Below are 26,242 nucleotides of genomic sequence, written 5' to 3' on the forward strand. Positions count from 1 at the left end.
GCGCAGAATCCGGCTCCGTCGCGGTGCAAAAGCACCGACCCAGAGCCCTGCAAGCAAATTTAGGCGCGGCAATACTGGCGCGGATTCTCTTAAATGAAACGTGAAAATTTCGTTTAAAGCATATTTTGAAACACAAGAAAGGGCCTTAAGGCCCTTTCTTGTGTTTCAGATGTTTAATCGTTACTGGGCTTGTTGATGGCCTGCAACACGTACTGCGGCATGGCAAATGCACCCATGTGGACCTCGGGATTGTAGTAACGCGTCACGATGCCGCTGCCTGCGAAACGCTGACGCAGGGTTTCAAGCGGGAGCTTGCGGTACGCGCTGTCGGTGGAGCCCCACGCGAACGTCATCGCCCCACCAATGTAGGTTGGTACGGCGGCCTGATAAAAGTGCCAGTCAGCAAACAGGCTGCGCATGCGCCCGGCTGTGGTTTTCACTTCATCCAATTGCATGAAGGGCGTTCCGTTTTGCGTGACCAGAACACCACCTTCGTTCAGGCAGCGATGGCAAGCCTGGTAAAAATTCTCCGAGAACAACACTTCACCCGGACCGATCGGGTCGGTGGAGTCCGAGATAATCACGTCAAATTTTTCTTCAGTGGTGGCCACAAAACGCATGCCGTCGTCGATCACCAGATTTAGGCGAGGATCGTCATAGGCGCCTTTGGAGTGGTTAGGCAAAAACGCTTTGCACATGTCCACGACCGTGCCGTCGATCTCGACCATGGTGATGTGTTCAATGCCGCGATGTTTGGTCACTTCACGCAACATGCCGCCGTCACCGCCACCAATGATCAGCACGCGCTTGACCGTACCGTGGGCCAAGATCGGCACGTGGGTGAGCATTTCGTGGTAGATGAATTCATCCGCTTCAGTGGTCTGAATGACGCCGTCCAGGGCCATCACGCGGCCCATAACCGGATTTTCGAAGATCACCAAATGCTGGTGTTCAGTGCGCACTTCGTGCAGCAACATGTCCATACGGAAACGCTGACCATAGCCTTCGTACAGCGTTTCGAGATAGTCGTTTTTAACTTCGGTCATGGGAAGTCCCCTTGAATGCTGGTGGCAACGGACGGTCACCCGCCCATGATCGACAGCCAAACTGCACGCCGCACTGCGGCACACACGTTCAATTGCCCAAGAAAGGCGCGCATTCTACTTCGGGGAAGATGACAGGTCGAACCTTGACGCGGACAAACGCAGTGAACTGCCGCATTTTTGTGCGACAGCTCACTCAGCCAGGGTTAAATCCTGACATTGCCGCGCGGACCGGCAATGGCCCAAATCACCAGCCCCAGCACCGGCAGGAAGATGATCAGCAACACCCAGAGAATTTTCATCCCGGTCTCAGCGCCACTTTTCAGCACGTTGATGATGGCCCAAATATCCAGAGCCAGAATGATCAGGCCAATCAGGCCGTTGAACGTGGAACCCATGATGACGCTCCTGAGTGAAGGGCTTGTTCACTTAGGATAGTCAGGCTTGGCAAGGGTTCCGTTATTTATTCCCTCTCAGGGCTTAAACGTGAACCGCCACTTTCAGTGCTTCGAGCGACGGCTCGGCATGGATACCGATTTCGGCACACAAGGCGAGTACGCGTGGCACATCATTGCCGTAGACCAGCACCACCTGAATTTCGTCATCCAGCAACTGACTGAGGTTCATCAGCACATAGCCGCCGTTTTCCGGATTCATGCTGCCCATTTGTATTTGAATACGATTCAAGGCCGTCAACGCTTCAGTCTTGGCCAACTGCTTGGGCTTGATGTTGAACGCCACGCCAGGGCCAAAAGACGCCACGATTTGTGCGAACAAATCCATGTAGGTGTCAGCCTGAAACAAAACAGTCTCTGGCAGGCTGCCAATCACCACCCATTCACCCAGCGGAATCGGGAAGGTGTCGTCGTAGTTGATATCCGGATTAGCAGCCAGAAACGCCTCAGGGTCGGCGTAAGCCTGAGCCGCTTCGTCGGCGATCTTGATGATTTCGTCCTCGCCCATGCACCCCGAGCTGATTTTGCTGATGAGTTCAACGAGTGTGGTTTTCATGGGCACGGCCTGTCGCAGGGAAATTTGAGGGCGCGCAGGATATATCAATTGCGGCCCTCAAGGCAGGGCATCAGCCCAACAGCTTTTCAAGTTGGGCAGCCGAATCGGTCGCGCCCATGGTTTTGGCCGCATCCAGCGCGGTGATGCCATTGGCGTCCTTGGCTTTTGGATCTGCACCTTTACCGATCAGGTACTCAATGATTTCGGTGCGGTTGAACATCGCCGCCATCATTAGCGCAGTACGTCCGTCGAACGAAGCACCTTCAATGTCAGCACCGTTTTCGACCAATGTTTTGACCATCTCCAGATTGCCTTTGAACGCAGCACCGGCAATCGGGCTCTGACCATTGTCGTTGCGAATTTCAGGATCGGCCTTGTGTTCGAGCAGCACTTTCGCTGCATCCACATGCCCGTGGTAACTGGCGAGCATCAGCAAGGTGTCGCCCTTGTGATTGCGCAGGTTCGCCGGCAAGCCTTTGCTCAGCAGTGCCGCCAGCATGGCCGCGTCCCCTTCGCGGGCTTTATTGAACACCTGTTCGGCAAAATCGGCTGCTTCTTCCGGGGTCATCTGCCGGGGTTGATCTGCTGGGGTGGTGTCTGACATTTGAGGCTCCAGATGCGCTACAAAAAGAATGTAGTTTCCTGAGACGTGCCGGGTGTGTCATCCCTTTTTTACGCAAAGCAGCGATAGGCAAAAATTATCAGCCGTCATTTTCCCTTCAGCAAAAATCTGAATCGGGTTGCCCCTTCAGAAATTGGGCAAAATGCAGGATGCACGATGGCCATTCATGCAGAATGCACGACGCGCAGTTTTGAACACAATCCCAAGCTATTGATTTATAAGGAATTTATAAAATCTCGATAGTGGCACAATCACTGCAATACCTACTCCATGCAAGCCCTTCATGAGCTAATGGAGCTGAAAGACATGAGCATGATTCAAGAAAAATTCGCATCGCTGTTCTCGAACTACACCGTCACCACCAAAGCCCGCCCGGATGGCGGTGTGTTGCTGACGCTGTGTGACAGTGATGGCAAGCAGACCCAGCGCTCTATTTCTTACGCTCAACTGCACACAGCCGAGCAACTGACGTGGGTGATCAGCGCGATTCGCCGTGACCTCGCGGGCCAGGCCAGTGAATTGCCAACGATCTCGCTGTTGCAAAGCCAGAACCGCTTTGCTCTGCCGACGTATCACAACGCCTGAGTCCCCCTCAGAACTTAAAAAGCCAGCACACGCTAACAAAGCGCCTGCTGGCTTTTTATTGCCTCGCTTTTATTGCCCCGCTCGTCTTCAGACCTTTGGCGGGTCGATCTCGGCAAAACTACGCACTGTTTTATGTCCCGTCAGCTCGCCACCGTCACGCGCCAGGCCGCACGTTTGCATGCCTGCCTCTTGCGCGGCATTCAACTCTTCGACGATGTCGGAGAGAAACAGAATTTTCCCCGCCGGGCAGCCAATGGCTTCGGTAATGTGGCGATACGATTGCGCCTCACGTTTGGGCCCCGACGTGGTGTCGAAGTACCCACTGAACAGCGGGGTCAGGTCGCCCGCCTCCGAGCAGCCAAAAATTAATTTCTGCGCCTGAATCGAACCCGACGAATAGACATACAGCGCGTACCCCTGATCGTGCCAGGCCTTGAGCGCCGCTACGGCGTCAGGGTAAACGTGCCCCTTCAGCTCGCCCGCTTCATAGCCCTGCTTCCAGATCATCCCTTGCAACGCTTTAAGCGGCGTGGCCTTGCGATCCTCGGCGATCCACTGCTGCAGGATTTCAATCACCCGTTCCACGTCGGCCTCGGGCTCCCCGCTGTCCAGACGCACAGCCCCCAGCTGCATCGCGACATCCGGGTCTTCTGCGTGCTCGCGAATGAAGGCGGGCAGGTGTTTGGCCGCGTAGGGAAACAACACGTCGAAGACGAAACTCACTGCACTGGTGGTGCCTTCAATATCGGTCAGGATGGCTTTGATGGGCATGCGAACTCCTTAATCTTCGAGGCGCGGAAAGCGGCTGGCGATGTCTTCACCGGTAAAGTTCGCAACCCAGCCTTCGGGGTTATTGAACAGGCGGATCGCGACAAAATGCGGGTGTTCACCCATGTCGAACCAGTGCGGCGTGCCTGCCGGGACCGAAATCAGGTCATTCTTTTCGCACAACACCGCATACACATAGTCATTGATGTGTAGGGTAAACAGGCCACGTCCGGCAACGAAAAAGCGTACCTCATCTTCAGCATGGCGGTGCTCATCGAGGAATTTTGCGCGCAGTTCTGCTTTTTGCGGATGATCGCTGTTGAGGCTGATCACATCGACGGTGATGTACCCCCGCTCGCTCATCAACTGATCGATCTGCGGACGATAGGCGCTGATCACCTCGTCCTGACTGGCACCCGGCTGAATAGGCGCCGCCGCTTTCCAGCGGTCGAATCGCACGCCCTGCTCGGCGAGCGTGGCGGCGATGTCATCAAAGTGGGTCAACACTTTGTTCGGCAGCTCAGGGCTTGAAACGTGATAAACGGACAGACTGCTCATAGGGTGTAATTCCTCGGCTGCGGCACGCGCACAGCTTTTACAAACCGTTCGGCGTGCCGTTCAAATCTGGGGGACGGCGCTAATGGGCGACGTCGCATCAACGGTGGAGCACGGCGCGGGTTTTCAGTTCACATTCAAATAAAAACTCAAAGGCTTCGATCTGGCGCAGGGCGTCGCTCATGCAAGGCCCCCAGGTGTAGAGCCCATGCCCGCGAATCAGGTAACCCACACAGTCCGGATGCGCATCCAGCCAAGGCTGAACGTTACCGGCCAGGCGGGGAATGTCCTGATCGTTATCGAAGATCGGCACCCGCACACGTGAGGCGTGAGTCGAAACCCCACTGAACGCCTTTTGCAGTTCGTAATCTTCAAACGTGATGCTGTCGCCGGGCGTCAAGCGCGAGAGCACGGTCGCATTCACCGAGTGGGTATGCAGCACCGCACCAATCTCCGGTCGCCAGTTATACAACTGAGTGTGCAGCAAGGTTTCGGCAGACGGTTTTTTACCGGGTTCGAGGCTGTTGCCCGCCATATCTGTCGCCAGTACATCGTCAAGGCCCAACTGGCCTTTGTGTTTACCTGATACGGTCAGCAGCGCTTCGCTTGCCGAGAGCCGGGTGGAATAGTTGCTGCTGGTGGCTGGGGACCAACCGCGGCCATATAAAAAGCGCCCGGCTTCGATGATTTCCAGGCTCAGGTGTTCACGGGTAAGGCTCATGGCCTGTCCTCTTGCAGTCGAGTGGCAATGATAACGGCTGCGGCCAGCGCTGCGACGCTGGCCATACTAAAGGTGATAGTCGGGCCGAGGCTGTTCCAGCTGTACCCGGCGTAGAGCGCGCCTGCGGCCCCTCCGATACCGGCCAGCGTCGCGTAGAGTGCCTGCCCCTGCCCTTGCTGGCCCGGCCCGAAACTGCGCTGCACAAAGGTCATGGCCGCCGCATGAAAACTGCCGAAGGTCGCAGCATGCAGAACCTGCGCGAGCAACAGCAACCAAAGGTATTGCGCAAACGAGCCCAGCAACAGCCAGCGTGCGCCAGCCAGCAAAAAACTGAACAGCAGCACACGGCGTACCGAAAAACGCAACAGGATCCGGCGCATGGCCATGAACATCAGCACTTCGGCCACGACACCCAGCGCCCACAGCAGCCCGATAATTCCACGGCTGTAGCCCAGCGACTCAAGGTGCAGGGTCAGGAAGGTGTAATACGGGCCATGGCTTAATTGCATCAGCGCCACACAGGCATAAAAGGCCAGTACCCCGGGGCTGCGCAACTGCTTCAAAAAACCGCCAGCCAACGGCGTGCGGCCGGCGCTGGACGGTTGCGCATTGGGTACCCAGAGGCTGCACAGCACAATCCCGGCCATCACCACGATCAGCGTCACCGGGTACACATCCAGGCTTAGGCCTTCAAACACCCGCCCCAGAATCACCACCGTCAGGATGAAACCCACTGACCCCCACAAGCGGATCTGGCTATAGCGCTCGGGTTGCTCACGCAGATGAGCAAAGGTGATGACTTCAAATTGCGGCAGCACTGCGTGCCAGAAGAACGCATGCAGGGCCATGACCAGCGCCAGCCAGGCATAACTCTTGCTGACAAAAATCAGTGCAAAGCTGAGCAAGGTACAGAGTGCACCCACGCGCACGATCAACAGGCGCTGGCCCGTGTAGTCCCCCAGCCAGCCCCATAGATTGGGGGCTACGCAGCGCATCAGCATGGGGATCGCCACCAGCTCGCCAATGCGCGCGCTGGAGAAACCGAGGTAATGGAAATACAACGCCAAAAAAGGCGCCGTGGCGCCCAGTAACGCGAAATAGAAAAGATAGAAACCGGACAGTCGCCAGTAAGGAAGTGTCGCCACCGTCGTCAGACCGTGGCACTCAACAGTTCCGGCATTACAACTGGCCCAACACAGGCGTGCTGACACGCACGTCGGCGTTCTGCCCACGATGACGCAACAAATGGTCCATCAACACAATGGCCATCATTGCTTCTGCGATGGGCGTGGCGCGGATGCCAACACAGGGGTCGTGACGGCCTTTGGTGATGACATCCACCGGGTTGCCGTGCACGTCAATCGAACGGCCCGGCGTGGTAATGCTCGACGTCGGTTTGAGGGCCAGATGCGCGACGATGGGCTGGCCGGAGGAAATGCCGCCCAGAATGCCCCCGGCATTGTTGCTGAGGAACCCTTCAGGCGTCATCTCGTCGCGGTGTTCGGTGCCACGCTGGGCGACGCTGGCAAACCCGGCGCCAATTTCAATGCCCTTCACGGCGTTGATACTCATCAATGCATGGGCCAGCTCAGCATCCAGACGGTCAAAAATCGGCTCGCCCAAGCCCGGAATTACCCCTTCAGCCACGACGGTGATTTTAGCCCCGACCGAGTCCTGATCGCGGCGCAACTGATCCATATAGGCTTCGAGCTCGGGCACCTTGTCCGGGTCAGGGCTGAAGAAGGCGTTTTCTTCAACGCAATCCCAGGTTTTGAACGGGATTTCAATCGGACCCAGTTGGCTCATGTAGCCGCGAATCACAATGCCCTGAGTGGCCAGGTACTTCTTGGCGATAGCACCGGCAGCCACGCGCATGGCGGTTTCGCGGGCCGAACTGCGGCCACCGCCACGGTAGTCGCGCTCGCCATACTTGTGGTGATAGGTGTAATCGGCATGGGCCGGTCGAAACAGGTCTTTGATCGCCGAGTAGTCCTTGGACTTCTGGTCGGTGTTACGGATCAGCAGGCCAATGGCGCAGCCGGTGGTGCGGCCTTCAAAAACGCCGGAGAGGATTTCGACTTCGTCTGCTTCCTGACGCTGCGTGGTGTGGCGACTGGTGCCCGGCTTGCGGCGGTCCAGGTCACGCTGCAAATCTTCAAGGGACAGCTCAAGCCCTGGCGGGCAGCCATCGACAATGGCGACCAACGCCGGGCCATGGCTTTCGCCAGCGGTGGTGACAGTGAACAGCTTGCCGTAGGTATTGCCGGACATGCAGGACGCTCCGTGAAAATCAGCCGATCGGACTCAGCCGGGATAACTAAGCGCGCCAGTATACGCAGGCTGCCCCAGTAGTTCATCCTCGAACCTTATTCATCCGGGTTTGTCCAACCGGCACTCCGTTATAGATGGCGAAATGATGCTCAGGATTCTGCTAGTGGTACTCACCCTTTTCAGTGGCGTGGCAACTGCCGCTGCCCCCTCGGTGCTGTTGCGCCCTATCGAGCTGAACACGCCCACCGGCACGCTGTATGGCTCGCTTGTTTTGCCCAAAAGCGACAAGCCGGTGCCCGTGGTACTGATCATTGCCGGTTCGGGGCCCACTGACCGCAACGGCAACAATACCCAGGGCGGTCGCAATGACAGCCTGAAGAAACTGGCGTGGCACCTTGCGCAAAACAACATTGCCAGCGTGCGTTTCGACAAGCGCGGGATCGCCGAAAGCCGGCCCGCCGCCCCAGACGAGCGCATCCTCAACCTTGACCAATACGTGACCGACGCTGTGGTCTGGGGCAACAAGCTCAAGGCCGATCCTCGCTTTGCCGATGTATTTATACTCGGGCACAGCGAAGGCGCACTGATTGCCAGCCTCGCGGCACCCGGCATGGACGCCGCAGGGGTCATCTCCATTGCCGGCACTGCGCGGCCTGTGGGCCAGGTGTTGCGCGAACAATTGCAACGCAACAATATGCCCCCTGCTTTGCTGCAACGTAGCTTCGAACTGATTCACGCCCTCGAAAGCGGACGCACTGACGACAACGTGCCTGAAGCCCTGCACGTGATTTTCCGTCCCAGCGTGCAGCCCTACCTGATCAGCCTGTTGCGCTACGACCCGGCCAAGGCATTCGCCGCACTGAAAATGCCTGCGTTGATTATTCAGGGCACCCACGACATTCAGGTCGACGTCAACGATGCGCGCCTGCTAAAAGCGGCCAAGCCTGATGCCGATCTGGCACTGATCGACGGCATGAACCATGTGATGCGCATCGTCCCGATGGACATCAAGCGTCAAGTGCAGTCTTACAACGACCCCAACCAGCGATTATCCAGCGAACTGGGTGACAAAATTGTGCGCTTTGTCACTAAAGTCATCGATCGCTGAGCCGACCGCCCTCCAGTCCTGCGCATAACGGCCGATACGTTTATGTCGGCAGCCTTTGCTTTGCCGGCATACCGGGCTTGCACAGGATTTTGCCGTTATGACCGACACCCCACAAAAACCCGCTGAAACTCAAGAGCCGGCGCCCCCACAAGCGCCGCCATTGCCGTGGGCAGAGGTGCAACCCGAGCAGTTCAAAATGCTGCGGCTTGCCCCCCTGCAAACGGACCGCAACACCGGCGGACGGCCGCTGCGCTTCGTGCAGTTCGGCTATGCCGAGCGCCATAACAAAGAACACAGCCTGTTACGCATGAGCATCCTGTTGCCGGGGCAACGCGTGCGCAAAGAACAAAACCAGCTCGACATCTGGGTCAACCATGAGACCCAGCGTGTCAGCATCAGCCCTGACAGTGGCCTGCAAGTGGAGCCGTGGAACCGCGGCATCGGCCGCTTCCTCATGGCCCAAGGCATTTTGTGGAGCCAGAAAAAATGGTCGAAATACCGCGTCGACGGCATGCCGCTGGCCAGCAAAGACGCGCTGAACGAAGACACGCGTCTGCGTCGTGACCATTTTTTACGCATGCATGGATTTGATGTGGTGTATGCCGATGCCCAGCATTTGAAAGCCAGCATCGAAGACGTACAGGTGGGCGAGTTGCTGAACAACTGGAACACTGAAAAAGTGCAGTTCGTGGAAATCCTTGAAGCCGCACAAATGCTGCAACAGGCCGAGCAAACTTTGCAGGAACAGGAAGTCAAACTGCGGGAGAAAGAAGAGAAAGTCAGCAAGTTCCAGCGCGAAGACACCGGGTTGCGTTTCACCATCACCTGCCTGGTGGCCTTCGCGGTGTTTCAGGCGGGGCTGTTGATCTGGATTGCAACACACCGCTGAGCACACCCTGTGAATGCCGGCCACATCGGCGGGGAAACACCCCGCCTGATGCCGCCAGCAACCCTTGGGCCGGGTTACACCCGCGAGGCGAACAACGCCTGATGATCGCGGCACTGTTCGGCGGTAAGCATGAACACGCCGTGACCGCCGCGCTCAAAGTCGAGCCAGGCAAAATCCACTTCCGGGTACAGCGACTCAACGTGAACCTGGCTGTTGCCCACTTCCACGATCAACAGGCCTTTTTCGGTCAAGTGATCGGCAGCCTCGGCCAGCATGCGCCGCACCAGATTCAGGCCATCGTCTCCGCATGCCAACCCAAGCTCGGGTTCGTGCTGGTATTCCGCTGGCATGTCAGCGAAATCTTCCGCATCCACATACGGCGGGTTGGACACAATCAGGTCGAAGCGCTGACCCGGCAGGCCGTCGAAGCCATCGCCCTGAACGGTGTAGACACGCTCATCGACGCCGTGACGTTCAATGTTCTGATTAGCCACTTCAAGGGCTTCGAACGATAGATCCGCCAGCACCACTTCCGCTTTTTGAAACTCATAGGCGCAAGCGATGCCGATACAGCCCGAGCCCGTGCACAGATCCAGAATGCGCGCAGGTTCGGCTGCCAGCCATGGCTCAAACCGTTTTTCAATCAACTCGCCAATCGGCGAGCGCGGGATCAGGACGCGCTCGTCGACGATGAAAGACATTCCGCAAAACCAGGCCTCGCCCAACAAGTAAGCGGTCGGTACGCGTTCTTCAATACGACGCTTCAATAAATGTTGCAGGTTGACCAGCTCGTCGTCTTCAAGACGGCAGTCCAGGTAGCTGTCAGCGATTTCCCACGGCAGGTTCAACGCACCCAGCACCAGTTGGCGGGCTTCGTCCCACGCGTTATCGGTGCCATGACCGAAGAACAGCTCTTCCCCATGAAAATGGCTGACGGCCCAACGAATATGGTCGCGCAGTGTGCGCAGACGGGAAGTGATCAACGGACTTACTCCTCAAAATCGACCGACGATTCTATCAGCCAAAACACGGCGCGGCCAAAGTTGTGCCCGGCGGTCGAACGTACTTGCGCAATTGCCCGTCTCCACACCCAACCTTGCCCTGTTTTGCACATTGCGTGGCCGGGAATGTAGCTATTGACTTGGCTACAGCCCAGCAACCACGCTGCTTTCAAGAATGGCCATTCACATAAACGCTCCGCCAGTGGAGAATGTCGCAAAAGCCCCACTCAAAGGAGCCCCGAATGCCTGCTTTAAAAACGATGTTTCAACTGACTGGACGTGGTTATGCCGCCGCCACTCTGAACAATGCCAGCCTGCTGATCATCGATGCGCAAAACGAGTACCTGAGCGGCCCGCTGGCCTTGTCCGGCATGCCCGCTGCCACCGCCAACATCGCGCTTCTGCTGGACGCCGCCCGCAAAGCCAAACGCCCCGTGGTTCATATTCGCCATTTGGGCACGGTTGGCGGCATGTTTGACCCGCAAGGCGAGCGCGGTGAATTCATCAAAGGCCTGGAGCCGCAAGGTGACGAGGTCATTATCGAAAAACGCATGCCCAATGCGTTCAACGACACTGGTTTGCAAAAAGCGCTCGAGAACCTGGGGTCTCTGGACGTGATCGTCTGCGGCTTCATGAGTCATTCCAGCGTCAGCACCACGGTGCGGGCGGCCAAGGACTACGGCTTTCGCTGCACGCTGGTGGAGGACGCCTGCGCCACCCGCGACCTGCCGACCCGCGACGGCATCATCCCGGCCGCCGACGTGCAACGCACCGAAATGGCCATCATGAATGACAACTTCGCCACCCTTGCCCGCACGCTTGATCTGATTTGATCTGACGTTCTGCTGATAGGCGGCGGATGCTGACCGCCTATCTGTAAACCTCCTTTCCTACACGTATAACATCTATTTCCTACCCCACTCAGGAACAAGATGCGACTCTCCCTGTCGAAGGCCCGATACTCTTTAAGGAAAGATCGGAATGAAGATCTCCGATGGTTTTGATGCGCGACGTTTACGCCCCAAAAGCCCCAGCAACTGGCGTTCTCGCGTCGTACTGACGATTGCTGCGCTGATCACGGTATGTGGCTTGCTGATGGCACTGACCGGCATGGCAAGCCTGATCGGGCACTCACCGGCGCTGGGTGAGCTCAACGCCAGCCCGGCGGGCGCTGCCTTGATCACGGGGCTGGGCCTGCTGGTCACCTGGTTGGGGATCTGGATGTGGCGTCGACGCCGTCGCTACATGCGCCAACCGCTCGGGTTGAGTATGTCTGCACACTTGATGAAAAAGCACGATTAGGCCAGATCTGCCGCACGCAGGGTGTCGACTTGGGTAAACTAGCGGCCCTTCGCGGAGGCTGACATGCAAGACGACGATTTTTCCCTGTTCAAAAACGAGATCCGCGGCGTTAAGCCGATCAAGCACGATCGCGCTGACACAGGCAAACCCAAAGCCGACCGCGCGCAACTGGCCAAGTTGCGCCAACACGCGATTGTGCGCAGCAATGAAACGATCATTGACGGTTTGTCCGATCAGTTTGTGATCGATGTCGGGCCTGAAGACCACTTGCACTGGTCGCGAGACGGCGTGCAAGAAAGCCAGATGCGTAAGCTCAAACTGGGCCAGATCAGCTTTGAAGGCAGCCTTGACCTGCACGGCATGACGGTCGAAAAAGCCCGCGAAACGTTGTGGGCCTTTTTGGCCGAAGCGACCCAGCTTGAAGTGCGCTGCGTGCGCGTCACCCACGGCAAAGCGGTGCGCCTTGACGGCAAACGCCCCATGATCAAAAGCCACGTCAACACGTGGTTGCGCCAGCACAGCAAAGTACTGGGCTTTTGTTCGTGCCAGGCCAAACACGGCGGCGCAGGTGCGGTTTACGTCATGCTCAAGCGCACCATGATGGAAGGCCGCGACGAGTAGGCGCTCAACAAAAGGGCCGCAAGCGCGACACACCACGCGCCCAGGCCCGATGCCCTAAACGTCTTTTTTGTATAACTTTCCGCCTTTCATAATCAATTTGATGCTGGTTTGCGGCGTCTTCAAAAAATCCAGGCTCACGGTGGGATCGCCATCGACGATTAACAAATCGGCCAATGCACCCACTTCAATACAGCCCAACTTGCCAGGATAAGGATTACGCGCTCCCGACATGCCCAGCAGCGCAGCATTGTCGCGCGTTGCCATGTTCAGCACGTCATGCGGCGCATAAAAGCGGGTCATTTTTGCAAGTTGCCTGCCCTGGGTGACGGTATTTTGCGGATTGAACAACACATCCGTTCCCCACGCCGTTTTGATATTAAACCGCTGCGCCCATTCATAAGCACGCAGTGTCCCGGTGGCCACCACCCGCTGTGATTCCCGACGCGCCGGGTCGGGGTACACATTGGCATCCTCATCCTGAAGAAAAGGCTGAAGGCTCCACCAAATGTCGTGATCGGCCATCATTCGCACGGTGTCCTCATCCGCGAGCTGTCCGTGCTCGATGGATTTAACCCCGGCCCGTATGGCGCGCTGAATACTGCGCGGCGTGTAGGCATGCACCATGACATACGTCCCCCAGTCCGCAGCGGCCTCAACCGCCATGCGCAATTCCGACTCCAGAAACTGAGTGCTGTCCAGAGGATCGTGAAAGGATGCCACCCCGCCGCCCGCCATGAGCTTTATCTGCGACGCGCCGAGCATGAGTTGCTCACGCACACGCCGGAGTACTTCTGAATCGCCATCTGCTATTGAGGCGGCGCCCATCTGTTCGGCAACGCTGACAGGGGTCAAACCACTGCGTGGCACTTCCGACCGCTGCCTGAAATCGCCATGGCCCGAAGTCTGCGAAATCATGGCACCTGAAGGGTAAATACGGGGGCCCACCACAATCCCCTCGTCGATTGCACGTTTCAATGCGAATGCAGGCCCACCCGGGTCGCGTACAGATGTAAAACCGCGCATCAAGGTGCGCTCGGCCTCACGTGCAGCGACCAGGTGCACATAAGCAGGATCGGCTGTCATCGCATCCATCTGGGTGATGCCTGCCAAGGTGGTGTGCCAATGCGCGTCAATCAGCCCGGGGATGAGCACCAGTCCCCGGCAATCAATGACAACCGCGTCCTCAATCGACGTCCCTGCCGGCACTATCGCCTCGATGGCCGCCCCCTTTATGAGGACGTCCACGTGCTCGCGAAGCGTGGACGTGCCATCAAATAAGCGCAGTCGGGTGAGCCGGATCATGGGGTTGATTGAGGCGTCGGCACCTGCGAGGTGCCCCAGTGGAATCGGCGCGGGGGATTGAACGCGGTTTGCACCCGTGCCGCCATACGCTTGTTTGCGGGCACAATCAGTCATGATTCGATCATGAAATGCCTGGATCTGGGGCGAATGACAGGTGCAGACAGGGTGTTCCTCAAGCTCGATGAAACACGCCGCGCGCAGATGAGAACAAGCAGACATGCCGTACCTCATACCTTGGACATTTAGGGTTACAGGGATTGATCCCAATTAATCATCAGAAAACTGAACACAGCAAACCCGACCACAACCAGAGCAAGGATATGCCCGGCCTTTATTCGTTTTTTCATGGGCATCCTCCTGTGAGTCATTCTCTCGTCACTCGGCTCCAGGCCCCATACAGCCCGGACATGCGCGAGGGGCAATCAACGCCTGATGCACCAGACTAGTGGACTCCAGCGGGTTTGCACTGAATGCGTGAAGCTTTTCTCCCTCGCTCTACGCATTCACACCCTTCGATTACGTAGCACGCCCCCACAAAATGAAAATCAGGTCACACCGCCAATACACCTGCACGCACTCCTGGGCTACCATGTGCCCCCTGGCAGGCATGAACCCTGCGTTTATCGCCAATCATCTGGGCCACCGCGTACAAAGTGTGTGATCCACTGCCGCAATATGGCTGAATTCCAGTACACCCTGGAGCGAGCTCGGGACACTCGCCAACAGCATGATTGGTACAAATTTGGTACAACCCGATGAGGTACCACGATGAAATCCGCACGGAATATAGCCCTGTGACATTGGAACAAAACTACACCGCCATCCTCGGTCAGCTTGGCGAAGACGTCTCGCGCGAAGGCCTGCTGGACACGCCAAAGCGTGCAGCGAAGGCCATGCAGTACCTTTGCCGCGGTTACGAGCAAACGCTGGAAGAAGTCACCAACGGTGCCCTGTTCAGCTCGGACAACAGCGAAATGGTACTGGTCAAGGACATCGAGCTGTATTCGCTGTGCGAACACCACTTGCTGCCTTTTATCGGCAAAGCACATGTAGCTTACATTCCGAGTGGCAAAGTGCTCGGGCTGTCGAAAGTCGCACGTATCGTGGACATGTATGCGCGCCGCTTGCAGATTCAGGAAAACCTGAGCCGCCAGATTGCTGATGCAGTGTTGCAAGTCACTGGCGCACTCGGCGTGGCCGTGGTGATTGAAGCCAAGCACATGTGCATGATGATGCGCGGTGTCGAGAAGCAGAACTCGTCGATGATCACGTCGGTGATGCTCGGTGAGTTTCGCGACAATGCCGCCACGCGCAGCGAGTTTCTCAGCCTGATCAAGTGAAATCCGCTCCCTGAAGAAACCGGCGCTCATCGCCGGTTTTTTTTCGCACCCGGTTTTCAGGTAAGCTGCGGGCCTTCTTTCTTGCCCATGAGGCTATTACTGTGTTTATCAAAGCGCTCCGCGTAGGCCTGGGCCAGCTGATTATCGCTGGCGATTTCCTGACCCGCCCCAGCAAAAAACAGCGCCCCGCCACCGCTCAGGCGCAGGTCGACCAAGCCGCCCAAAGCCTGACCCTGTACCAGTTCCACGCGTGCCCATTTTGCGTGAAGACCCGTCGCACGTTGCGCCGCCTGAATGTACCGGTCGCGTTGCGGGATGCAAAAAACAACGAGCAGGACCGTCAAACCCTGCTGGAACAAGGCGGCAAAATCAAAGTCCCTTGCTTGCGTATCGAGGAAGATGGCAAGACCACCTGGATGTACGAGTCCAACGTCATCATTGATTACCTCAACAACCGTTTCGCCAACGTGTAACACGCCAACACCGGCGGCTCCCGACGGGCACAAAAAAACCGGCACAGGGCCGGTTTTTTTGTACGCGGTTGTTTAACCCAGCATGGTCACGTGGCGCGGGTGACTGGCCACGCGTGCCAACCAGGCTTGAATGCTCGGGTAAGCCGCGAGATCAAAGCCACCCTGATGCGCGACGTGGGTGTAGGCATACAGCGTCACATCGGCAATCGAGTAGTGCTCACCCACCAGATACGGGGTGCGGGCCAGTTGCTGCTCCATCACGTCCAGCGCTTTATAACCGCGCTTTTGCAATGCGCGGTATTCCTCAATACGCGCCTGAGGCAGCCCCAGATAGAACTGAATGAAGCGCGCCACGGCGATGTAGGGTTCATGGCTGTACTGCTCGAAAAACTGCCACTGCAACACTTGGGTGCGCAAACGCGGCTCTGTCGGCAGAAACTCGCTACCGTCCGCGAGGTAATTGAGGATCGCGTTGGATTCCCACAGGCACGTCCCGTCCTCAAGCTCAAGGACCGGCACTTTGCCGTTGGGGTTTTTCGCCAGGAACGCCGGGGTTTCAGTCTCCCCATTGAGGATGTCCACTGACTGCCACTCGTACTCAAGCCCCAACAGGTGCAGCATCAGCTTGATTTTGTAGCAGTTGCCCGAGTTGTAATCGCCATAAACCTTAAGCATCCCGAACCCTCTATGCCGCCTCGGCGGCCTGTGCTTGACGAATGACGTTGGCCAGACGCTTGAGGCCCTCGTGCAAACGCTCCGGATCGATGTGGCTGAAGTTCAAACGCAAGCTACCGATGTTTTGGTCAGGCTCGGCAAAGAACGGTTCACCCGGCATGAACGCGACATTCTGGTCCAGCGCCGGTTTGAGCAAGGTTCGGGTGTCGAGCGGCTGCTTGAGGGTCAGCCAGAAGAACAACCCGCCCTGCGGCACGTGCCAGTCGGCCAGGTCCGCGAAGTGTTCTTGCAATGCAGACTGAAAACCATCGCGGCGCACGCGGTAAAAGTCACGCAGTTCGGCCAAGTGATTGCGCATCTTTTCAGTGCCGATCCACTGCAACGCCTGCCACTGCCCTACACGGTTGGTGTGCAGGTCCGCCGATTGCTTGAGGCGCAGCAAGTGGGGGAACAAATCTGGGCTGGCGATCAGGAAACCCACGCGCAGACCCGGCAGCAGGGTTTTGGAGACCGTACCGGTGTAGATCCAGCTGGCCTTTTTCAAGCGGCTGACAATCGGTGTGGCACTGCCGCCGTCGAAATTCAGCTCGCGGTAGGGTTCGTCTTCAATCAATGTCACGCCGAACTCATCCAGCAGCGCTGCTACGGCATCGCGCTTGGCTTCGCTATAGCGCACGGCCGAGGGGTTCTGGAACGTCGGGATCAGGTAGATGAAGGCGGGGGTGTGTTTTTCCAGCTCGCTGCGCAGTGCCGCCAAATCGGGGCCGTCAGCCTGCAAGGGAAAGGTCAGGCACTGCGCGCCGAACAATTGAAAGATCTGCAAGGCCGCCAGATAGGTCGGCGCTTCGAGCATGATTTCAGTGCCCTTGTCGATGTACAGCTTGGCCGCCAGATCAAGGGCTTGCTGCGAACCGCTGAGAACCATGACCTGGCTGGCGTCGCAGTCAACGCCCAAGGCACGCGCTTCGGCCGCCAGCACTTCACGCAGCGCCGGCTCGCCTTCGCTCATGCCGTATTGCCCCATCGAGGCCGGCATGTCGGCCCAGTCGACTTTGGGCAGCATCGCTTCAGCCGGTAGACCGCCTGCAAACGACATGACTTCCGGACGTTGGGCCGCAGCCAGAATTTCGCGAATCAAAGAACTTTTCAGGCGGGAAACACGTTCGGAGAAGGCCATACAGATCACCGGTAGCGGAAGTAATTAGAAATAAGTCAAACTGCTTGACCGAAATTACGCCGCGCAGCCTAGATACGTCAATATGCTTGACCTTAAAAATCCGACCACCCAGCGTGCCGCCATGCAAGCCTTCTTCTTTGGCTATCAAGCATTTACCGCCAAGGCGGATGAAATGCTGGCGCGTCGCGGGCTGAGCCGGGTGCATCAGCGCATCGTGTTTTTTATCGCCCATTACCCCGGCGTGAGCGTCAAAGAGCTGTTGACCCTGCTTGGGGTCAGCAAGCAAGCATTGAACACGCCATTGCGTCAGTTGATTGAAATGAACCTGGTCCGCAGCGTCGCGCCCGAAACCGACAAACGCAAACGTCTGCTGGAACTGACCCCGGACGGTGTGCGTTTTGAAAGAAATTTGCGTCGCGAACAAGTCAAACTGTTGCAGCGTGTCTTCGCCCAAGAGGGTGAAGACGCCGTTAATGGATGGCTGGCCATCAATCATGCGTTGGGTCAAACCCGGGCCTGAGTCATCGCGACCCCACACCTGCCCGCTCAATCCCCCGCACAATTCTGAAAACATTATTTGCTTTATTTGTATACAAAAGCATAATTCACCTCACGCACTTTCTTGACCCTTCAGTCAGGAAGCTGTTGTTTCTTGCGTCATTTGCCTCAACCAGCGCACTCAAAAACAATAAAAGCCTGAGGAAATCACTGTGGACAGCCCTAAACCGCACGCCCCTGCCCTGGATCTATCGCCGCCCATTCAACGTGGCTGGCTAGAACGCCTGTTCAAACTGTCGCTGCATGGCACCACAGTCAAAACGGAATTGATCGCCGGGCTGACCACGTTTATCACCATGGCGTACATCATCTTCGTCAACCCCAACATCATGGCTGACGCTGGCATCAACCATGGCGCGGCCTTTGTCGCCACCTGCATTGCAGCCGCACTCGGTAGCCTGCTCATGGGCCTGTATGCCAACTGGCCTGTAGGCCTAGCCCCAGGGATGGGCTTGAATGCGTTTTTCACCTACACCGTGGTCGGGACCATGGGCTACAGCTGGGAAACCGCGCTGGGCGCCGTGTTCGTGTCCGGGGTACTTTTTCTGATTTTGACCCTGTCGCGCGTCCGCGAATGGCTGCTCAATAGCATTCCCGTTAGCCTGCGCTACGCCATGGGTGCCGGCGTCGGCCTGTTTCTGGGCCTGATTGGCCTGAAAACCTCGGGCATTATTGTCGACAGCCCGGCGACCCTGATCAAACTTGGGTCCTTGCGTGACCCCGCGCCGCTACTGGCCGCCGTGTGCTTCTTGATGATTGCCGTGCTCAGTTATCACCGCGTGTTTGGCGCGATCCTGATCAGCATTATCGCCGTGACGCTGGCCGGCTGGGGGCTGGATCTGGTGCATTACAACGGCATTCTCTCTGCCCCACCGAGCCTGGCGCCGACCTGGATGGCCATGGACCTCAAGGGTGTGTTCAATATCAGCATGATCAGCGTGGTGCTGGCCTTTTTGTTTGTGCACATGTTTGACACTGCGGGCACGTTGATGGGCGTGGCCCAACGCGCCGGGCTGGTGAACGCTGACGGCAAAATCGAAAACCTGTCCCGCGCGCTCAAGGCCGACAGCGCCTCCAGCGTCTTCGGGGCCGTGGTGGGCGTCCCCCCCGTCACCAGTTACGTTGAAAGTGCTGCCGGCGTGGCGGCAGGCGGACGTACCGGACTCACAGCCGTGACCGTGGGCGTGCTGTTTGTTGCCGCCATGTTTTTCGCCCCACTGGCAGGCATGATCCCCGCGTATGCCACAGCCGGTGCGCTGATCTACGTCGCCATGCTGATGGTAGGCGGCATGCAACACATCAATTGGGACGAGCCGACTGACTGCATTCCGGCCATCGTGACGATGATCATGATGCCTTTGACCTTTTCAGTAGCGGATGGCATTGCCCTGGGCTTCATCAGCTACGTGGCACTCAAGGCCGGTACGGGCAAGTACCGTGAAATCTCTATCAGCCTGTGGGTGCTGTGCGCCATTTTCGTCGCCAAGTTTATTTACCTGTAAACGGGGTGATATCAACCTGCCCCGCCGCTGTGCGGGGCGCATGTGACATGGAGGAAGTGATGAGTCTGGAAACCTGGCTGCTGTTCAGCAGCGCGGCATTAGTGGTAATCCTGATTCCGGGGCCGTTGTCGTTATTGATGATCAGCAACAGTTTGAACTACGGCCTGCGCCGGTCATACCCGGCCTTTTTGGGCGGGGTATTCGCCTCGATTTGCCTGTTGAGCGCATCGGCGCTGGGGTTGGGCGCATTGCTACTGGCCTCGGAGCAACTGTTCAGCGCGCTTAAGATCGTGGGCGCGCTCTACCTGTTCTACCTCGCGTGGCAAAGCTGGAAGCAGTCGCGCCAGCCCGCACAAGCAGCCACTGTGCCTGAAGCCGCCCCTAAGCCGCGCTTCAGTGCACTGTTCGGGCGCGCGTTTGTGCTGGGTGCGAGCAACCCGAAAGACATCCTGTTTTTTGCCGCCTTTCTGCCGCAATTTCTCAATCCCGACTTGCCGTTCCTTAATCAGTTGTTGGTGATGATTGCGACCTGGACCGTACTCGACTTGCTTTGCAAACTGGCCTATGGCCTGGGCGCCCACGGGGCTGCGTCGTACTTGCGCAGCGGCAAGGGCCAAAGCTGGTTCAACCGGGTCAGTGCAGGGCTGTTCAGTGTCGCGGGAACAGCGTCACTGTTGAGCCGCTGATTCATTAAGTACTTCAAACAAGCCAGAACATAGATTGTCTGGCTTGTGCCCTCCTTCCTGAACCCGACGGTTTTTTTCGTTAACCGTGCTATACATATGCTGTGACTTATAATCACGTCAAACTTACATATTGGCAGTTGAGCAATCGCTCACGCATTTCCATGATGGTTTTTCTCTCCACAAGGACGTGCAAAACCATGACACCACAAAGTGTTCAAATTACTGAACTTGATCGCTGGGACCGCTGGATTTCAGAAACGCCAGATATTCAGAACTTAAGAATCGAAGACCTTATATTGCCAGGCACTCATAATTCGGGCGTCGACAGTGAGGCTTTATATACGTCCAGTTTCGGAACCTGCCAAGATTACTCTCCCTTCAACCAACTTATCCGGGGTGTTCGCGTTCTGGATTTGCGCGTGGAGTTCGACCCGACCGCACGCACGCAGCAAGAGCGTTTCTTACTGGTTCACCACATAAGGTCCGGAAGAAATATTAAAAGAGACATTCTGGATGCACTGAACAGTTTCCACCAGCGCACCGGTGGCAAAGAACTGGTTATTCTGGACTTCCACACCTTTGAACATTTCACCCCTGATGCACATGCCGAACTGGCTACGCTTATTAAAACGACTCTGGGAACTGACGCGCTCATTCCTGCGCATTACAGATCCTTTACGCTAAAACAGATTCAATCCAGAGGCCCCATGAATACGGTAATTGCCTATAACAGAGGCCTGCGCGACGCGTTATTTTGGGGGGGTGTCAATCAGCGTTGGAAAGGTGACTTCTCCCCTTCGACCAATGCGTTGAAAACGTTCATGGACAGCGTCGCGCAGGAGACCATACCAGAGGGAGAATTACGCTCCATCCAATGCGCAAAATATAATAAATTCCCACCCACACCCGATGATTTCTCCGACAAAGTCGGTCAATGGTTCGCCTCGAAGGATATCAACAGCTACATTCAAACATTTAGAATAATCAATACGGACTGGACATTAAGAAGCTACATCGTGGGTAATTGCCGACATGCCAATCTGATAAAGGTGGCTGCATTAAGGCCAGCGGTGCAATTAAGCCCCGATAGCAGTCATTTTGTTAAAGGGATTATGCCCGGCGAGCACCGGGCACTGACGATAGTGCTCCACGATGGTCAATGGTGCCGGGAAGTATTCTTCTCCAGCAGTGCATCACACAATGACACGATCGTTATCACGTCAACGGCCCAACGCGTCACGCTTATCAATGGCAGCAATCTGGACCTGAATGTTGAGCACCTGCCATTAAGTAATGGCCTTTGTTTTTTCTTTATCTATGACGGTGCACTGCGGCGGTGGAAACTACATTCCCCCGTGGAGAATCCGACCCAGTCAGATCGCCATACTGTGCACGCACTCACATCACGCTACCCAACCCTCGCGTTTAAGATGTCGAATCGACACTATTCGCGAGAAGTCCTGCTACCGGCCAATACGCCTGAACATGCCGTTATCCATGCGGTTTCTTCCGCCCAATTGCCTGCCGACATCGTGGCCCCGGAAGGCGCTCGCTATGCATTACGTAACAATGACTCTGTGGTTTTCACCCTGCTCAACAGCACATGGCAGCCGTTGAATCAAAGCACCACAGAATTGATGGTGCTCTCGCGACTCAGCACAGATAACAGCCCTCTAAGCGCTGCTCAAATCAAGATTCCCCGACCTGCACTCAGCGAATCCGGTGTCGTTGCCTTAAATTCGGGAGTCGGCCCCACCCAGTTGACTGATCGGGCCGAGGAGCAAAATTTCACCTTGCTGAACGTTAGCGTGACAGGGCCTTCAGGCGCCCAAACGAGCGTTAAACTCAGAGCCTCCAGATCTATAGGCGGGTGCGCTAAAAGCCCAATGAATAACAACCAGCCTTGCCCTGAGGGATCCAGTCTGTTTTTCACCCTGGAGTACCACCTGAGTGACAATGGCTCTTTGCGCATGGGCGAATACTGGGGGGAATTCCAACTCGAAGCGCGCGACAGTCTGGACCCTGCCTGGCGCTGCCCGATACGCGTACTGGTGCGTGCTCAAGGCATACGAATGATTGGGCCGTGAAATAAAAAAAGCCCGCAGTGTGAGCGGGCAAAAAACCACATGCGCAGGGTGAAACTAGCTTCCGCGATACGTGGAATAGCTGTAAGGGGAAATCAACAACGGTACGTGGTAGTGCGCTTGTTCGGCATCAATACCGAAGCGCAGTACCACAACATCCAGAAAGGCCGGTTCTGGCAATTGCACACCGCGGGCGCGGTAGTAATCGCCGGCACTGAACTGCACCTGGTAGACCCCGGAGCGGTAATTATCACCCTCCAGCAGCGGCGCGTCGCAACGACCGTCGCTGTTGGTCAGGGCCGTGGCAACCAGTTCCAACTGTGAACCTTCAACCCGAAACAACTCGACCTTGATCGAGCTGCCAGGGCAACCGTGTGCGGCATCCAAAACGTGAGTGGTCAAACGTCCCATTGATTCTGCGCGCCTGCCGAATCGTCGATCGTGCAGGCCTCGCGCCTCCCGGTGTCAGTTGATAAAAAGAGCCGCTGCACCCGTATGGAGCACGATTGGGCGCCAGCGAAGCCATGATTAAGACATTTATCAAAAAAATTGTACACAATTAAAATCACACATTTACGCAGGCCCCGGTTCACGCGGCCTCACAGCGATTTCCCGTCAACGACGCCCCTCTCCACGACTTTATATTCACGGCATGACCGATCAGGCAGGTTTCTTGCTTGTACACATCGAGCACAATTCATGTTAAAAAAGCAAAAAATCAGGCTTACAAAGTGTTTATTAAGTTGTATACAATCAGGCCATCGCAGTGAAGCCAGATGTGGCCGATCGACTGTCAACACGAATAATAAGGAAGACTGTAGTGAGCGCTGATTACCCACGCGACCTGATCGGTTACGGTCCCAACCCTCCCCACCCGCACTGGCCGAACAACGCCCGCATTGCCCTGTCGTTTGTCCTCAATTACGAAGAAGGCGGCGAGCGCAACATCCTGCACGGTGACAAAGAATCTGAAGCCTTCCTCTCGGAAATGGTCTCTGCGCAACCGCTGCAAGGCGAGCGCAACATGAGCATGGAATCGCTTTATGAATACGGCAGCCGTGTCGGCGTCTGGCGGATTCTCAAGCTGTTCAAGGAATTCGACCTGCCGCTGACAGTGTTTGCTGTGGCCATGGCAGCCCAGCGTCACCCGCAAGTCATCAAAGACATGGTTGCCGCCGGCCATGAGATTTGCAGCCACGGCTACCGCTGGATCGACTACCAGTACATGGATGAGGCCCAAGAGCGTGAACACATGCTCGAAGCCATCCGCATCCTGACTGAAATCAGCGGTGAACGTCCGCTGGGCTGGTACACCGGTCGCACCGGCCCGAACACGCGCCGTCTGGTGATGGAAGAAGGCGGTTTTCTGTATGACTGCGACACCTATGACGATGACCTGCCGTACTGGGAACCCAACAACCCGACCGGCAAGCCGCACCTGGTGATCCCGTACACGTTGGATACCAATGACATGCGCTTCACCCAGGTGCAGGGCTTCAATAACGGCGAGCAGTTCTTTCAGTACCTCAAGGACGCGTTCGACGTGCTCTACGCCGAAGGTGCCGAGTCGCCAAAAATGCTTTCCATTGGCCTGCACTGCCGCCTGATCGGCCGCCCTGCCCGCCTGGCTGCCCTCAAGCGCTTCATTGAGTACGTCAAAGGCCATGACCACGTGTGGATCACCCGCCGTGTCGACATCGCCCGCCACTGGCAAGCCACACACCCGTTTAAAGCAGAGAATGCCCGATGAGCACCTTCAAGACCCTCACGCCTTCAACCCTGAGCCGCGAAGCATTCGTCCAGGCCTTTGCCGATATTTACGAGCACTCGCCGTGGGTCGCTGAAAAGGCTTACGACCTGGGCCTGGATGCCAGCGTCGATCAGATCGAAAGCCTGCACCAGCGTATGAGTGAAATTTTGTTGAGCGCCGATCACGCCAGTCAGCTGGCACTGATCAACGCTCACCCGGACCTGGCCGGCAAAGCTGCCGTTCAGGGCCAACTGACCGAAGCCAGCACCCATGAACAGGCTGGCGCCGGTATTCACCAATGCACGGCCGAAGAGTTCCAACGCTTCACCGAGCTGAACGACGCCTACAAGGCCAAGTTCAAGTTTCCCTTCATCATGGCGGTAAAAGGCAGCGACCGGCATCAGATCCTCGCCGCGTTCGAAACCCGCATCCACAACGAGGCAGACGCCGAGTTCACGTGCGCGTTGGCAGAAATCAACAAAATAGCCCTGTTCCGATTACTCCAGCTCTAAGCCGAACCGGCACTTGCCGGTCAGGCATCTCCAGCCACTTATTCAAAGGCAGACAAGAAGAATGAAAGCTTACGCCGTACCGTTCGAGAAGTTCGTCAACCTGGCCGACGCCCGCCTGGGTACCAAAATCATCTCCGTGACCGATGACTGGTTTGCTGACGCCAACCGCATGTTCCAGCCGACCCCGGCCGTATGGAAGGAGGGCGTTTTCGATGACAACGGCAAGTGGATGGACGGCTGGGAGTCACGCCGCAAGCGCTTTGAAGGCTACGACAGCGCAGTGATCCGCCTGGGCGTTCCCGGCTCGATCAAAGGCGTGGACATCGACACTTCGTTCTTCACCGGCAACTTCCCGCCGTCTGCCTCGCTGGAAGCCTGCTTCCTGGCCGAAGGCGAGCCGACTGAAACCACCCAGTGGGTTGAAGTGCTGTCCGCCGTTGAGCTGCAAGGCAACAGCCATCACTACCACGAGATCAGCAACGATCAGGCATTCAGCCACTTGCGCTTCAACATTTACCCGGACGGTGGCGTAGCCCGTCTGCGCGTGTACGGTGTGCCGTTCCGCGACTGGTCTTCGATCGGCGACAACGAACAGGTTGACCTGGCTGCTGCCCTGAACGGCGGTCGTGCCCTGGCTTGCTCCGATGAACACTTCGGCCGCATGAGCAACATCCTGAACCCGGGCCGCGGCATCAACATGGGCGATGGCTGGGAAACTGCGCGCCGTCGCACACCGGGCAATGACTGGGTCATCGTGGCGCTGGGCCATCCGGGCGAGATCGAAAAAATCATCGTCGACACCCTGCACTTCAAGGGCAACTACCCGGACAGCTGCTCGATCCAGGGCGCCTACGTCAAAGGCGGTACCGACAGCCAGATCGAAACCCAGAGCCTGTTCTGGCGTGAGCTGCTGCCGAGCCAGAAGATGGAAATGCACGCTGAGCATACTTACAGCGAGCAACTGAAAGACCTCGGCCCGATCACCCACATTCGCCTCAACCTGTTCCCGGACGGCGGTGTAAGCCGCCTACGCGTACTGGGCAAAGTCGCGAAGTAAGGCTTGATCTGCCGTCGCTGCCGCCACCCGCGGCAGCGACGGCACACGCTACACACCACAGAAACCAGAACAAGAAGACAGACCATGCGCACATTAACGATTGAACCCTTGACCAAAGAAGCTTTTGCCCCGTTCGGTGACGTGATCGAAACCGACGGCAGCGACCACTTCATGATCAATAACGGTTCGACCATGCGCTTTCATCGTCTGGCCGAAGTTGAAACAGCTACTCCAGAAGACAAGGCGATCATCAGCATCTTCCGCGCCGATGCGCAGGACATGCCGTTCACCGTGCGCATGCTGGAGCGACATCCGTTGGGCAGCCAGGCTTTTATTCCGCTGCTCGGCCACCCTTTTCTGATCGTGGTCGCGCCACTTGGCGATGAACCTGTATCAGGCTTGGTCCGCGCCTTCGTCACCAACGGCAGGCAGGGCATTAATTACCATCGCGGCGTTTGGCACCACCCGGTGCTGACGATCGAAAAGCGGGATGACTTCCTGGTGGTTGATCGCAGTGGCACAGGCAATAACTGCGATGAGCATTTCTTTAAAGAGGATGAGTTGCTGATCCTCGCCCCCCACCAATAAGAGAAGGCCCAAACGCTCAAAAAAGAGCGACGGGTAGAGGT

Annotated in this window: 30 protein-coding genes; 16 read left to right on the plus strand and 14 right to left on the minus strand. The window is 57.0% G+C overall.

The features are described 5' to 3' along the window. Positions 1–173: 173 nt before the first annotated feature. From speE to HBN61_RS01220, 4 genes are all read right to left on the minus strand, one after another. Positions 174–1,046, minus strand: a complete 873-nt coding sequence (speE, locus tag HBN61_RS01205; protein ID WP_170046010.1) for a polyamine aminopropyltransferase — start codon at positions 1,044–1,046, stop codon at positions 174–176. Positions 1,047–1,249: 203 nt separating this feature from the next. Next, on the minus strand, positions 1,250–1,441 hold the full coding sequence (locus HBN61_RS01210) for a PLDc N-terminal domain-containing protein (RefSeq protein WP_048366153.1): 192 nt from the start codon (positions 1,439–1,441) through the stop codon (positions 1,250–1,252). An 82-nt stretch (positions 1,442–1,523) separates the two neighbouring features. After that, the gene (locus HBN61_RS01215) at positions 1,524–2,054 is read right to left on the minus strand and encodes a hypothetical protein (RefSeq protein ID WP_094994648.1); all 531 of its coding nucleotides are present in this window, start codon (positions 2,052–2,054) and stop codon (positions 1,524–1,526) included. Positions 2,055–2,124: 70 nt separating this feature from the next. Beyond that, positions 2,125–2,658 (minus strand): ankyrin repeat domain-containing protein, encoded by a 534-nt coding sequence (locus HBN61_RS01220; protein WP_170046011.1) that lies wholly within the window; start codon positions 2,656–2,658, stop codon positions 2,125–2,127. A 324-nt stretch (positions 2,659–2,982) separates the two neighbouring features. On the opposite strand from HBN61_RS01220, the gene HBN61_RS01225 reads away from it, so the two are divergent. Then, on the plus strand, positions 2,983–3,261 hold the full coding sequence (locus tag HBN61_RS01225) for a DUF3509 domain-containing protein (RefSeq protein WP_047276189.1): 279 nt from the start codon (positions 2,983–2,985) through the stop codon (positions 3,259–3,261). Between the two features lie 87 nt (positions 3,262–3,348). Here the strand turns inward: HBN61_RS01225 and mtnC are convergent, their stop codons facing one another. The 5 genes from mtnC to aroC all read right to left on the minus strand — a co-directional run bounded on the left by mtnC (position 3,349) and on the right by aroC (position 7,576). Beyond that, on the minus strand, positions 3,349–4,032 hold the full coding sequence (gene mtnC, locus HBN61_RS01230; protein ID WP_094994646.1) for an acireductone synthase: 684 nt from the start codon (positions 4,030–4,032) through the stop codon (positions 3,349–3,351). A gap of 9 nt (positions 4,033–4,041) precedes the next feature. Further along, positions 4,042–4,587 (minus strand): 1,2-dihydroxy-3-keto-5-methylthiopentene dioxygenase, encoded by a 546-nt coding sequence (locus HBN61_RS01235; protein WP_094994645.1) that lies wholly within the window; start codon positions 4,585–4,587, stop codon positions 4,042–4,044. A 97-nt stretch (positions 4,588–4,684) separates the two neighbouring features. Continuing rightward, positions 4,685–5,305, minus strand: a complete 621-nt coding sequence (locus HBN61_RS01240) for a methylthioribulose 1-phosphate dehydratase (RefSeq protein WP_169963454.1) — start codon at positions 5,303–5,305, stop codon at positions 4,685–4,687. After that, entirely contained in the window at positions 5,302–6,450 is a 1,149-nt protein-coding gene (locus tag HBN61_RS01245) for an MFS transporter (RefSeq protein ID WP_170046012.1), read from the minus strand. The genes HBN61_RS01240 and HBN61_RS01245 overlap by 4 nt, the downstream gene beginning before the upstream one ends. A 34-nt stretch (positions 6,451–6,484) precedes the next feature. Further along, positions 6,485–7,576, minus strand: a complete 1,092-nt coding sequence (gene aroC / locus HBN61_RS01250) for a chorismate synthase (RefSeq protein ID WP_094994642.1) — start codon at positions 7,574–7,576, stop codon at positions 6,485–6,487. A 142-nt stretch (positions 7,577–7,718) separates the two neighbouring features. On the opposite strand from aroC, the gene HBN61_RS01255 reads away from it, so the two are divergent. Together HBN61_RS01255 and HBN61_RS01260 are read left to right on the plus strand one after the other, a co-directional pair. Then, positions 7,719–8,684: an alpha/beta hydrolase gene (locus HBN61_RS01255; protein ID WP_170046013.1), complete on the plus strand. Its 966-nt coding sequence runs from the start codon at positions 7,719–7,721 to the stop codon at positions 8,682–8,684. 97 nt (positions 8,685–8,781) lie between these two features. Beyond that, positions 8,782–9,573 (plus strand): hypothetical protein, encoded by a 792-nt coding sequence (locus tag HBN61_RS01260; RefSeq protein ID WP_169963460.1) that lies wholly within the window; start codon positions 8,782–8,784, stop codon positions 9,571–9,573. Between the two features lie 74 nt (positions 9,574–9,647). Here HBN61_RS01260 and prmB read toward each other — a convergent pair whose 3' ends face one another. Continuing rightward, positions 9,648–10,556 carry a 50S ribosomal protein L3 N(5)-glutamine methyltransferase gene (gene prmB, locus HBN61_RS01265; RefSeq protein WP_094994639.1) on the minus strand — a complete coding sequence of 303 codons (909 nt, stop codon included), beginning with the start codon at positions 10,554–10,556 and terminating at the stop codon, positions 9,648–9,650. A 260-nt stretch (positions 10,557–10,816) separates the two neighbouring features. Between prmB and HBN61_RS01270 the strand changes: the two genes are divergently transcribed. The 3 genes from HBN61_RS01270 to HBN61_RS01280 all read left to right on the plus strand — a co-directional run bounded on the left by HBN61_RS01270 (position 10,817) and on the right by HBN61_RS01280 (position 12,497). Then, complete coding sequence (locus HBN61_RS01270; RefSeq protein WP_094994638.1) at positions 10,817–11,407, plus strand: cysteine hydrolase family protein; 591 nt, start codon at positions 10,817–10,819, stop codon at positions 11,405–11,407. 148 nt (positions 11,408–11,555) lie between these two features. Continuing rightward, positions 11,556–11,876, plus strand: a complete 321-nt coding sequence (locus HBN61_RS01275) for a hypothetical protein (RefSeq protein ID WP_169963464.1) — start codon at positions 11,556–11,558, stop codon at positions 11,874–11,876. 63 nt (positions 11,877–11,939) lie between these two features. Next, the gene (locus tag HBN61_RS01280) at positions 11,940–12,497 is read left to right on the plus strand and encodes a Smr/MutS family protein (RefSeq protein WP_094994636.1); all 558 of its coding nucleotides are present in this window, start codon (positions 11,940–11,942) and stop codon (positions 12,495–12,497) included. 54 nt (positions 12,498–12,551) lie between these two features. Here HBN61_RS01280 and HBN61_RS01285 read toward each other — a convergent pair whose 3' ends face one another. Next, positions 12,552–14,030 carry a metal-dependent hydrolase family protein gene (locus HBN61_RS01285; RefSeq protein WP_262498662.1) on the minus strand — a complete coding sequence of 493 codons (1,479 nt, stop codon included), beginning with the start codon at positions 14,028–14,030 and terminating at the stop codon, positions 12,552–12,554. Between the two features lie 563 nt (positions 14,031–14,593). Between HBN61_RS01285 and folE the strand changes: the two genes are divergently transcribed. Then, the gene (gene folE / locus HBN61_RS01290) at positions 14,594–15,139 is read left to right on the plus strand and encodes a GTP cyclohydrolase I FolE (protein WP_047276193.1); all 546 of its coding nucleotides are present in this window, start codon (positions 14,594–14,596) and stop codon (positions 15,137–15,139) included. Between the two features lie 101 nt (positions 15,140–15,240). Then, a complete protein-coding gene (locus HBN61_RS01295; protein WP_170046014.1) occupies positions 15,241–15,612 on the plus strand; it encodes a glutathione S-transferase N-terminal domain-containing protein in 372 nt (123 codons plus the stop codon). Positions 15,613–15,684: 72 nt separating this feature from the next. Here the strand turns inward: HBN61_RS01295 and HBN61_RS01300 are convergent, their stop codons facing one another. Together HBN61_RS01300 and HBN61_RS01305 are read right to left on the minus strand one after the other, a co-directional pair. Beyond that, positions 15,685–16,287, minus strand: coding sequence for a glutathione S-transferase family protein (locus HBN61_RS01300; RefSeq protein ID WP_094994633.1), 603 nt, complete (start codon positions 16,285–16,287; stop codon positions 15,685–15,687). Between the two features lie 10 nt (positions 16,288–16,297). Next, the gene (locus HBN61_RS01305) at positions 16,298–17,464 is read right to left on the minus strand and encodes an aminotransferase-like domain-containing protein (RefSeq protein ID WP_094994632.1); all 1,167 of its coding nucleotides are present in this window, start codon (positions 17,462–17,464) and stop codon (positions 16,298–16,300) included. 82 nt (positions 17,465–17,546) lie between these two features. On the opposite strand from HBN61_RS01305, the gene HBN61_RS01310 reads away from it, so the two are divergent. The 4 genes from HBN61_RS01310 to HBN61_RS01325 all read left to right on the plus strand — a co-directional run bounded on the left by HBN61_RS01310 (position 17,547) and on the right by HBN61_RS01325 (position 22,297). Then, the gene (locus tag HBN61_RS01310; protein ID WP_094994631.1) at positions 17,547–17,984 is read left to right on the plus strand and encodes a MarR family winged helix-turn-helix transcriptional regulator; all 438 of its coding nucleotides are present in this window, start codon (positions 17,547–17,549) and stop codon (positions 17,982–17,984) included. A 190-nt stretch (positions 17,985–18,174) separates the two neighbouring features. Beyond that, positions 18,175–19,524 (plus strand): NCS2 family permease, encoded by a 1,350-nt coding sequence (locus HBN61_RS01315; protein ID WP_169963466.1) that lies wholly within the window; start codon positions 18,175–18,177, stop codon positions 19,522–19,524. A gap of 59 nt (positions 19,525–19,583) precedes the next feature. Continuing rightward, positions 19,584–20,210, plus strand: a complete 627-nt coding sequence (locus HBN61_RS01320; protein WP_094994629.1) for a LysE family translocator — start codon at positions 19,584–19,586, stop codon at positions 20,208–20,210. 197 nt (positions 20,211–20,407) lie between these two features. Next, the gene (locus tag HBN61_RS01325) at positions 20,408–22,297 is read left to right on the plus strand and encodes a hypothetical protein (RefSeq protein WP_170046015.1); all 1,890 of its coding nucleotides are present in this window, start codon (positions 20,408–20,410) and stop codon (positions 22,295–22,297) included. 54 nt (positions 22,298–22,351) lie between these two features. On the opposite strand, the gene uraH is transcribed toward HBN61_RS01325, so the two are convergent. Beyond that, positions 22,352–22,705 (minus strand): hydroxyisourate hydrolase, encoded by a 354-nt coding sequence (gene uraH, locus HBN61_RS01330; protein WP_169963472.1) that lies wholly within the window; start codon positions 22,703–22,705, stop codon positions 22,352–22,354. A 409-nt stretch (positions 22,706–23,114) separates the two neighbouring features. Here uraH and puuE point away from each other — a divergent pair, with 409 nt between their 5' ends. The 4 genes from puuE (at position 23,115) to HBN61_RS01350 (ending at position 26,201) form a co-directional block, all read left to right on the plus strand. After that, positions 23,115–24,044 (plus strand): allantoinase PuuE, encoded by a 930-nt coding sequence (gene puuE, locus HBN61_RS01335; RefSeq protein ID WP_094994626.1) that lies wholly within the window; start codon positions 23,115–23,117, stop codon positions 24,042–24,044. After that, a complete protein-coding gene (uraD, locus tag HBN61_RS01340; protein WP_170046016.1) occupies positions 24,041–24,556 on the plus strand; it encodes a 2-oxo-4-hydroxy-4-carboxy-5-ureidoimidazoline decarboxylase in 516 nt (171 codons plus the stop codon). The genes puuE and uraD overlap by 4 nt, the downstream gene beginning before the upstream one ends. Before the next feature lie 61 nt (positions 24,557–24,617). Continuing rightward, the gene (gene alc, locus HBN61_RS01345) at positions 24,618–25,613 is read left to right on the plus strand and encodes an allantoicase (protein ID WP_094994624.1); all 996 of its coding nucleotides are present in this window, start codon (positions 24,618–24,620) and stop codon (positions 25,611–25,613) included. An 84-nt stretch (positions 25,614–25,697) separates the two neighbouring features. After that, positions 25,698–26,201, plus strand: a complete 504-nt coding sequence (locus tag HBN61_RS01350; RefSeq protein WP_094994623.1) for an ureidoglycolate lyase — start codon at positions 25,698–25,700, stop codon at positions 26,199–26,201. Positions 26,202–26,242 lie beyond the last annotated feature (41 nt).

Origin of the sequence: Pseudomonas sp. WS 5071, assembly GCF_012985765.1 — a bacterium.
GTDB lineage: Bacteria > Pseudomonadota > Gammaproteobacteria > Pseudomonadales > Pseudomonadaceae > Aquipseudomonas > Aquipseudomonas lundensis_A.